Source organism: Vibrio cionasavignyae (genome assembly GCF_050337155.1).
In the GTDB taxonomy this organism is placed as follows: Bacteria; Pseudomonadota; Gammaproteobacteria; order Enterobacterales; family Vibrionaceae; genus Vibrio; species Vibrio nomapromontoriensis.
In genome coordinates this window covers 74535-82307 of record NZ_JAKJSR010000029.1, presented here as the reverse complement: position 1 = coordinate 82307, position 7773 = coordinate 74535, and the positions used below count along the sequence as shown (strand labels likewise).

The following is a 7773-nucleotide window of genomic DNA, read 5'->3' as shown; positions in this document are numbered from 1 at the left end:
CATTTTCTCTTAGCAGRAAATGACAGTTCTCATCGTACTTAACGATGACTACAATTCGGACGCGGGATGGAGCAGTTTGGTAGCTCGTCGGGCTCATAACCCGAAGGTCGTTGGTTCAAATCCGGCTCCCGCAACCACATTTAGTCAATAGCGTTTGCTGTTGATATGCGATACTAGCTCAGTTGGTAGAGCGCAACCTTGCCAAGGTTGAGGTCATCGGTTCGAACCCGATGTATCGCTCCATTTTCTCTTAGYAGRAARTGAYAGTTCTCATCGTACTTAACGATGACTACAATTCGGACGCGGGRTGGAGCAGTTTGGTAGCTCGTCGGGCTCATAACCCGAAGGTCGTYGGTTCAAATCCGGCYCCCGCAACCAYATTTAGTCAATAGCGTTTGCTGTTGATATGCGATACTAGCTCAGTTGGTAGAGCGCAACCTTGCCAAGGTTGAGGTCATCGGTTCGAACCCGATGTATCGCTCCATTTTAGCGCAGTTTAACCCTATAGAGGTTTAGACCTTGCTCTTCTTTTGGTAGAGCAAGTGTTGTTAGTCGCTATGCTTTCTTGTTTATAGAAAGCCTAAAGCAGCATTCCATATAAGCAAAGTTGAGAAACTTAGTCCTTTCGCTGCCGCTCTTTCCTAATGCTGAGAAGCATCACTCCAAAACAATTTAGTTAGTTTGTAACGTTATTTTTAAATAGGCAGCTTTGCCTATTTAATACGTCTACGCTGCTATTCCTGTAGTTATTCAACCCTGTGGATGTAGGTTAGCGCCTTTTTCTACGGCACACTTACATTTAAATTAACAGACTTATCCACACCTTATCGTATGTGGATAACTTGGTTGATAAATTGTTTTTACTCGATATGTTAGCTAAGTGCTTGAAAGATCTTTACAGTAATTAGTCTGCAGGCAAGTGCGAGTTGACCATTTAAGTTATTGTTTATAAAGTGGTTTTGTTGGTTTTTACGTCGAGAGACACTGTATTTAAATGATCAACAAGTGACATTTATTTGATCCTAGTCATATATTGCGTCTGTGTTTAACCTGTTTTCACAAGCACATAGCACGAATGAAATTTTTGTTTTTCCACAAATTCAAATTTGAGATGTTAGTCAAGAAAATTTATTTGATTTCTTGTCAATGCCGATATGAGACTGCTTGATGTTATGAATCGCGTGGTAGACCTTTTTGTATGATTCGAATAAGACGTTGGTTTCTGCTATCAATTTTGTTTAGTGACAATTTATCTTCTTGAGAACGTAACTTTTCTAGTGCCCAGTCGATGTGAGTATCCAGCAGCGTACTTTCCCCCTTAAGGTTTTCGAGTAGGGTAATGTAATCTGCTTGGAAGGGAGCATTGCCAATAGCAATGATGATGTTTCTTCGCCACTGCTCATGTCCTATCCGCCTAATAGCCGACCCTTCCATGTTTTTTAAAAACGTAAGTTCATCCCAAGCTATTAGCGATTTTAAGTCAGTCTTATCGAAGATTGGACGGCGCTGGAAGTCGACTTGCTTACTGATGTCTGAGAATCGATTCCACGGACAGACCAATTGGCAATCATCACATCCGTATATTCTGTTGCCAATCGCATCTCGGAATTCTTCTGGGATAATGCCATCATACTCAATAGTTAAGTACGAAATACATCGCCTAGCATCAACGACGCCATTGTCTAAAATCGCGTTAGTTGGACAAGAGGTCACGCATGCTGTGCATTTGCCACACTGGTTTTCGACGGGTTTATCGATAGGTAGTGGTAGGTCGATAAATAACTCGCCAAGGAAAAACCAAGAGCCGGAGTCTTTGTCGAGAATTAAAGAGTGTTTACCCGTCCATCCCAATCCGGCCTTTTCTGCTAGGGGGCGTTCGAGCACGGGAGCGGAATCGACAAATGGTCGGTAACCTAAGGCGCCGACTTCGCTTTCAATCTTTTGGCCTAATTTTTTTAATTTGTTGCGAATGAGTTTGTGATAATCCCGACCCAATGCATAGCGACTGATATAACCAGTATGCTTGTCTAGCAGATTACTGGCAAAGTGTGCATCTTCAGGTAGGTAGTTCATACGCACACTAATGATACGGCATGTATTGGGGTGAAGCTGGTCGGGATGGAGACGCAAATCTTGGTTTGACTCCATCCAGGCCATTTCACCATGATAGCCTGCAGCCACCCAGTGGCTAAGCGATGCTTCTTGATCTTCTAAGCAGATATCACTAATGCCTGCTTTTTGAAAACCCAGTTCTTTCGCCCACTGTTTGATGTCGTTGGCAAGCTTATCTAAATCCATCACGATCACTCTATTTAAAAAGGACGCGTATTCTATACTCAAATCTGTTTGTATCCAAAGTATGAGTAGAAAAAAGACATATATCCAAATTTGTCGGGGAGTTGATGGGTAATTACCATCACTTTGTAGGGATTCACCGCTTTTAATGGTAAATTTTCTAATTACTTACACAACAATGCTTGTCTACAAAAAGCGACACAGTTTACTATTTCACCTCGCAACCGACGTATTCAGAGAAAAATGTGATGAACACTAAAAAATTTGCCTTAGCTGATGAAGCAGCCACTGTTTTAATTGGAACTAAACTCGCTAATCTCTGCTCAAAACAAACAACCATTTATTTACATGGTGATCTTGGGGCGGGGAAAACAACGTTTAGCCGAGGGTTTATTCAAAGCCAAGGGCATCAAGGTAATGTGAAAAGCCCGACTTATACGTTAGTGGAACCTTATCAACTCAAACAGTGGAATATTTATCATTTTGATTTGTATCGTTTGGCGGATCCTGAAGAACTGGAGTTTATGGGCATTCGTGACTACTTCTCTGACGATGCAATTTGTCTAGTGGAGTGGCCAGAAAAAGGCGAGGGTGTATTGCCTGCCGCTGATCTTGATATTGACTTGAGATACGTAGGAGAAGCGCGTGAAATCACATTTACCGCAAACTCTGAATATGGAATTCAGCTAATTAGTCAATTGGAGTTAAATTGATCAATCGTTTGTTTAGTCGCATGAAAATGTTCATGCTGGCCATCGTCATTCTTTCCCCGACGGTTGTGTGGGCGAATACGCTTGAAGGGATACGGGTTTGGCCATCTCCGGATGAAACTCGAGTCGTTATTGACCTTAAGTCAAAGGCTGATTTTAGCTATTTCTCTTTATCTGGCCCAAGCCGTATTGTGGTGGACCTTAACAATACGACGCTAAATACTACGTTGCCACTTAATGTGACAGATAGTCCAGTACTGAGCAAAGTAAGAAAAAGTTCTCCTCCAAAGAAGGGTACTTATCGTCTTGTTTTTGAATTAAAGCAGGCACTAACTCCTCAGTTATTTACCCTGAATCCAACACCTGGCGGACAATATGGACACCGTCTTGTTATCGATCTTCCTCATGGAAAAGCGACTCAGGCGAAGCCCGCTGCTGTTGCAAACAGTAAGACGGCCGTCAGTCGTGATGCGTCACAATTACGCGGCACGGCCGATATTGTCGTTGCAATCGACGCCGGACACGGTGGTGAAGATCCTGGCTCTATTGGACCGACAAAAAAATATGAAAAGCACGTGACGTTGAGTGTCTCCAAAAAACTCGCGGCGCAAATTGATGCGATTCCGGGTATGAAGGCAGTACTGACTCGACGTGGCGATTATTTCGTTAATTTGAATAAACGTTCGGATATTGCTCGTAAAAATAAAGCACACCTGTTGGTCTCTATACACGCCGATGCTTTTCGAACGCCACAGCCTAGAGGGGCATCAGTATTTGTCCTGAATACCAGAAGAGCGAATACGGAAATTGCCCGTTGGGTAGAAAACCATGAGCAGCAGTCAGAATTACTCGGTGGTGCGGGTGAAGCGTTAGCAAAGAATTCAAATGACAAAAATGTCAGTCAAACTTTGCTTGATTTACAATTTAGTCACTCTCAAAAAGAGGGCTATAAAGTCGCGACTAAAATACTAAAAGAGATGGGGAAAGTGGCTCACTTACACAAAAAAGAGCCAGTCAATGCTAGTCTTGCTGTGTTGAAGTCACCAGATATACCATCAGTATTAGTTGAAACGGGCTTTATTTCCAATCCAGGTGAAGAGCGTTTGCTTACGACGCGTAGTCACCAAGATAAGCTAGCTCGAGCATTAGCGAAGGCGTTAGTTCAGTATTTTGAAGCGAATCCGCCAGAAGGCACCTTGTTTGCGAATAAAGGCCAGCAACGTAAGCACACGGTGAAACGTGGCGAGTCGTTATCAGTGATTGCCCAGCAATACGGTTCTTCTGTTTCGGCGATTAAATCGGCGAATAAACTGAAGAGTAATGGATTGGCTGTGGGACAAGTTTTGACTATTCCAGGGAATAGCACACCAGTAAAAGTCAGCAGCAAAGTGAATACCGTAGAGACAAAAGTGATTACACATACGGTGGCTAAAGGGGAGTACCTTGGTAAAATTGCAAGCAAGTACAAAGTGTCAGTTGCAGATATCAAGCGCGAGAATAACCTAAAGTCGGATACGTTACGACTCGGGCAAAAACTGAAAGTATCGGTCAGCCTCAAAGACTTGCCAGTCAGAAAGCATACCGTTAAGCGGGGTGAGTTTTTAGGTAAGATTGCTTCACGCTATGACGTGACGATACAAAGCATACGTGAGGCGAATAAGTTACGTTCAGATCAGCTCGCTGTTGGGCAGGTTTTGATTATTCCTAATAGGTAACGTGCAGCGTTGACTATGTTTATATTTTGATGACTCGGAGTAGTGGTGTGACAATAAAAATTCTCCCAGCTAGATTAGCAAACCAGATTGCCGCCGGAGAGGTCGTTGAAAGACCTGCTTCGGTGATAAAAGAGTTAGTGGAGAATAGTATTGATTCTGGTGCGACTCGCATTGATATCGACATTGAAAAAGGTGGCGCAAAGCTCATTCGAGTTCGCGACAATGGCAAAGGCATTGTGAAGGATGAGCTACAATTAGCGCTCAGTCGTCATGCGACATCAAAGATCCATACTTTAGATGACCTAGAGGCAATTGTTAGCTTAGGCTTCCGTGGTGAGGCCCTAGCCAGTATCAGTTCAGTATCACGACTGACATTGACTTCAAGACCTGCCGCTCAGGAGCAAGCGTGGAGTGCCTACGCTGAAGGGCGAGACATGGCGGTGAGTTTGAAGCCAACAGCCCACCCTATTGGCACAACGGTAGAGGTGCTGGATCTTTTTTTCAATACGCCAGCAAGACGTAAGTTTTTGCGTACCGAAAAAACGGAATTTACCCATATTGATGAGTTATTAAAACGCATCGCACTAAGCCGTTTTGATGTGTCTATTAACGTTAAGCATAACGGTAAGTTAGTCCGGCAATATCGAGCGGCAAAAAATGACGCTCAGGCTGAAAAGAGAATTGCATCGGTGTGCGGCGCGGCGTTTGTTCGTCATATGCTCAGAATTGAGCTAGAACATCACGACCTAAAGCTTCATGGTTGGATTACCACACCAGAAGGCGGGCGGGCGCAAAACGATCTTCAATATTGTTATGTCAATGGACGGATGATGCGGGATAAGCTGATTAATCATGCTATCCGGCAAAGTTATGAGTCGAGTTTGTCTGCGGATCAATATGCCGCCTTCGTATTGTTTATTGAAATTGATCCCCATCAGGTAGATGTTAACGTACATCCCGCTAAGCATGAAGTTAGGTTTCATCAAGCAAGACTGGTGCATGACTTTATTTATCAAGCGCTAAGTGATGCGTTAGTCCAAGCAAAATCAATAGATCTACCTCAAGTATCCACTTCTGGGTTTACCCAAGATGTGAGTGAAGCTAGCTCAGATGAAGCATTGCTCGAGCAGACAAATGAAGATGTGCGGAAAAATCGCTTAAGTGCAGATTCTGTTGCTGAGACGGTGATCAATGCAGTGACCAGTACTCCCGCTTACCCTGGGCGGAGTGATTATCGTCCTAGTATTGAGCCCCAAACCGATTCTTTATCTAAAACTAGGCCCCAGCATGGAATTTCAGAGCGCTCGCCATCTAGCCCGTGGGCATCAGAAAGGTCATCGGGTAGTGCTTCTGGCCGTTCTGGCTCAAGGAACGTTGAGAGTCCACCAAGTATTGCAGAGGCAAAAGTGTATCAAGCACTATTGCAAACCCCTGACTTTCCGGAGATATCTAACGACTCAGTGATTGAAACAAAGAGTACCCCGACGCCCGTTGAGCATATTGGTAAAGCGGTATCGGTTATTGGGTCGCGTTACCTCTTGGTTAAGGCAGAGCCTGATTGTGCACTTGTTTCATTGCCTCGAGCTGAATTTTATAAGCTGTTTGCGCAGCTGGATCCGGTAAGGGCTTCGTTAACGATGCAGCCTTTACTTGTTCCGTTGTCATTAAAAGTGAATGATAGCCAGTTGAAGTTTGTTGAGTCTCAAGTGGAATTTTTGTCATCTTTTGCGATTGATATTAAAGTTAGAAACAAGCAAACCGTGATGGTAATGGGCGTTCCTTCTCCTCTTCGACAGCAAAATTTGCAATTGTTAATTGATGAAATGCTGTCATACTTGGCAACCCTTGAGCAGCATGACCTCAGCCCAAATGGACTGAGTCTTTGGTTAGCAAAGAAAGTGCTGCAAGTGAAAAGTAGTTACACATTATCGGAATCCGTCCAATTACTCAGTAATTTGGAGCAGTTATACGACGGTAAGCTACCTTTGAGCGATACTAAGTTTGTTCGTCCTGTCGATTTTACGGCCACAATTGCAGCGTTTTCATCATGAGTCAGAAATTACCGTTAGTTTTATTTTTAATGGGTCCTACCGCATCTGGTAAGACCGATCTTGCGATACGTCTTCGTCAGCAATACCCCGTTGAGATTATCAGCGTGGATTCTGCCCTAATTTACAAAGGTATGGATATAGGTACTGCTAAGCCTGATGCTGATGAATTATCGGCAGCGCCTCACCGTCTTATTGACATACTCGACCCAAGTGAAGCTTATTCTGCAGCGGATTTTCGACGCGATGCTTTGGCAGAGATCGCCAAAATACACGCGGAAGGAAAGATCCCCCTTCTTGTCGGCGGCACAATGCTTTATTTTAAGGCGTTACTGCAAGGGCTATCTCCCTTGCCAGCTGCCGACCCTGAGATACGTAAGCAATTAGAGCAAGAAGCACAAGATAAGGGTTGGCAGGCTCTCCATGATGAACTTAGGACGATTGATCCTGTCTCAGCTGATAGGATTCATCCTAATGATCCGCAGCGTCTTTCTCGTGCGTTAGAGGTGTATCGAATATCAGGTAAGTCTCTGACTGAGCTAACAGAAGTGAAAGGGGATCCTTTACCATTTCGAGTGAAACAATTTGCTGTCGCGCCCAAAGATCGCGCTTTGTTACATAAACGAATTGAATTGCGTTTCGATAAAATGATACAAGCAGGTTTTGAAGATGAAGTAAAAGCATTATATGCTCGAAAAGATCTTCATCCCGATCTACCATCTATTCGTTGTGTCGGATACCGACAGATGTGGGAATATTTAGATGGGGACTGTAGTTTTGATGATGCGATATTCCGCGGAATCTGCGCTACTCGTCAATTGGCTAAACGTCAGATTACCTGGTTAAGGAGTTGGGAAGATCTGGTTTGGCTAGATAGCGAACACATTGAGAGTTCAATGAAAACTCTCACAGACGCCATAGCATCCGATGGCATTAACTGTGTATAATGTAGTCGCTTTTGTATATTTGTACCCAAAAAGGAACTGAGTTTTGTTTTCAAAGTGA

At 43.8% G+C, this 7773-nt stretch carries 5 protein-coding genes and 4 tRNA genes; 8 read left to right on the top strand and 1 reads right to left on the bottom strand.

Annotated features, from left to right (window positions below; all coding sequences use genetic code 11):
* Nucleotides 1-60 precede the first annotated feature (60 nt).
* From L4D74_RS21530 to L4D74_RS21515, 4 genes are all read left to right on the top strand, one after another.
* A tRNA-Met gene (locus tag L4D74_RS21530) sits at nt 61-137 on the top strand.
* 30 nt (nt 138-167) lie between these two features.
* Nucleotides 168-243: transfer RNA gene (locus L4D74_RS21525), tRNA-Gly, on the top strand.
* A 58-nt stretch (nt 244-301) separates the two neighbouring features.
* Nucleotides 302-378 (top strand) — tRNA-Met (locus tag L4D74_RS21520).
* A gap of 30 nt (nt 379-408) precedes the next feature.
* A tRNA-Gly gene (locus L4D74_RS21515) sits at nt 409-484 on the top strand.
* Between the two features lie 686 nt (nt 485-1170).
* Here L4D74_RS21515 and queG read toward each other — a convergent pair.
* Nucleotides 1171-2298, bottom strand: coding sequence for a tRNA epoxyqueuosine(34) reductase QueG (gene queG / locus L4D74_RS21510; protein WP_428754558.1), 1128 nt, complete (start codon nt 2296-2298; stop codon nt 1171-1173).
* Nucleotides 2299-2543: 245 nt separating this feature from the next.
* Here queG and tsaE point away from each other — a divergent pair, with 245 nt between their 5' ends.
* The 4 genes from tsaE to miaA are packed head-to-tail and all read left to right on the top strand — an operon-like array spanning nt 2544 to nt 7715.
* Entirely contained in the window at nt 2544-3008 is a 465-nt protein-coding gene (gene tsaE / locus L4D74_RS21505) for a tRNA (adenosine(37)-N6)-threonylcarbamoyltransferase complex ATPase subunit type 1 TsaE (protein ID WP_265674887.1), read from the top strand.
* A 20-nt stretch (nt 3009-3028) separates the two neighbouring features.
* Nucleotides 3029-4720 carry a LysM peptidoglycan-binding domain-containing protein gene (locus L4D74_RS21500; RefSeq protein ID WP_428754557.1) on the top strand — a complete coding sequence of 564 codons (1692 nt, stop codon included), beginning with the start codon at nt 3029-3031 and terminating at the stop codon, nt 4718-4720.
* Nucleotides 4721-4767: 47 nt separating this feature from the next.
* Entirely contained in the window at nt 4768-6771 is a 2004-nt protein-coding gene (gene mutL, locus L4D74_RS21495) for a DNA mismatch repair endonuclease MutL (protein ID WP_428754554.1), read from the top strand.
* Nucleotides 6768-7715 (top strand): tRNA (adenosine(37)-N6)-dimethylallyltransferase MiaA, encoded by a 948-nt coding sequence (gene miaA, locus L4D74_RS21490; RefSeq protein ID WP_428754553.1) that lies wholly within the window; start codon nt 6768-6770, stop codon nt 7713-7715. Before mutL ends, miaA begins: the two co-directional genes overlap by 4 nt.
* Nucleotides 7716-7773 lie beyond the last annotated feature (58 nt).

Bases quoted from the DNA above. Each gene is read 5' to 3' on its own strand.
- L4D74_RS21500 (WP_428754557.1), top strand. From the start codon at position 3,029: ATGAAAATGTTCATGCTGGCCATCGTCATTCTTTCCCCGACGGTTGTG.
- miaA (WP_428754553.1), top strand. From the start codon at position 6,768: ATGAGTCAGAAATTACCGTTAGTTTTATTTTTAATGGGTCCTACCGCA.
- queG (WP_428754558.1), bottom strand. From the start codon at position 2,298: ATGGATTTAGATAAGCTTGCCAACGACATCAAACAGTGGGCGAAAGAA.
- tsaE (WP_265674887.1), top strand. From the start codon at position 2,544: ATGAACACTAAAAAATTTGCCTTAGCTGATGAAGCAGCCACTGTTTTA.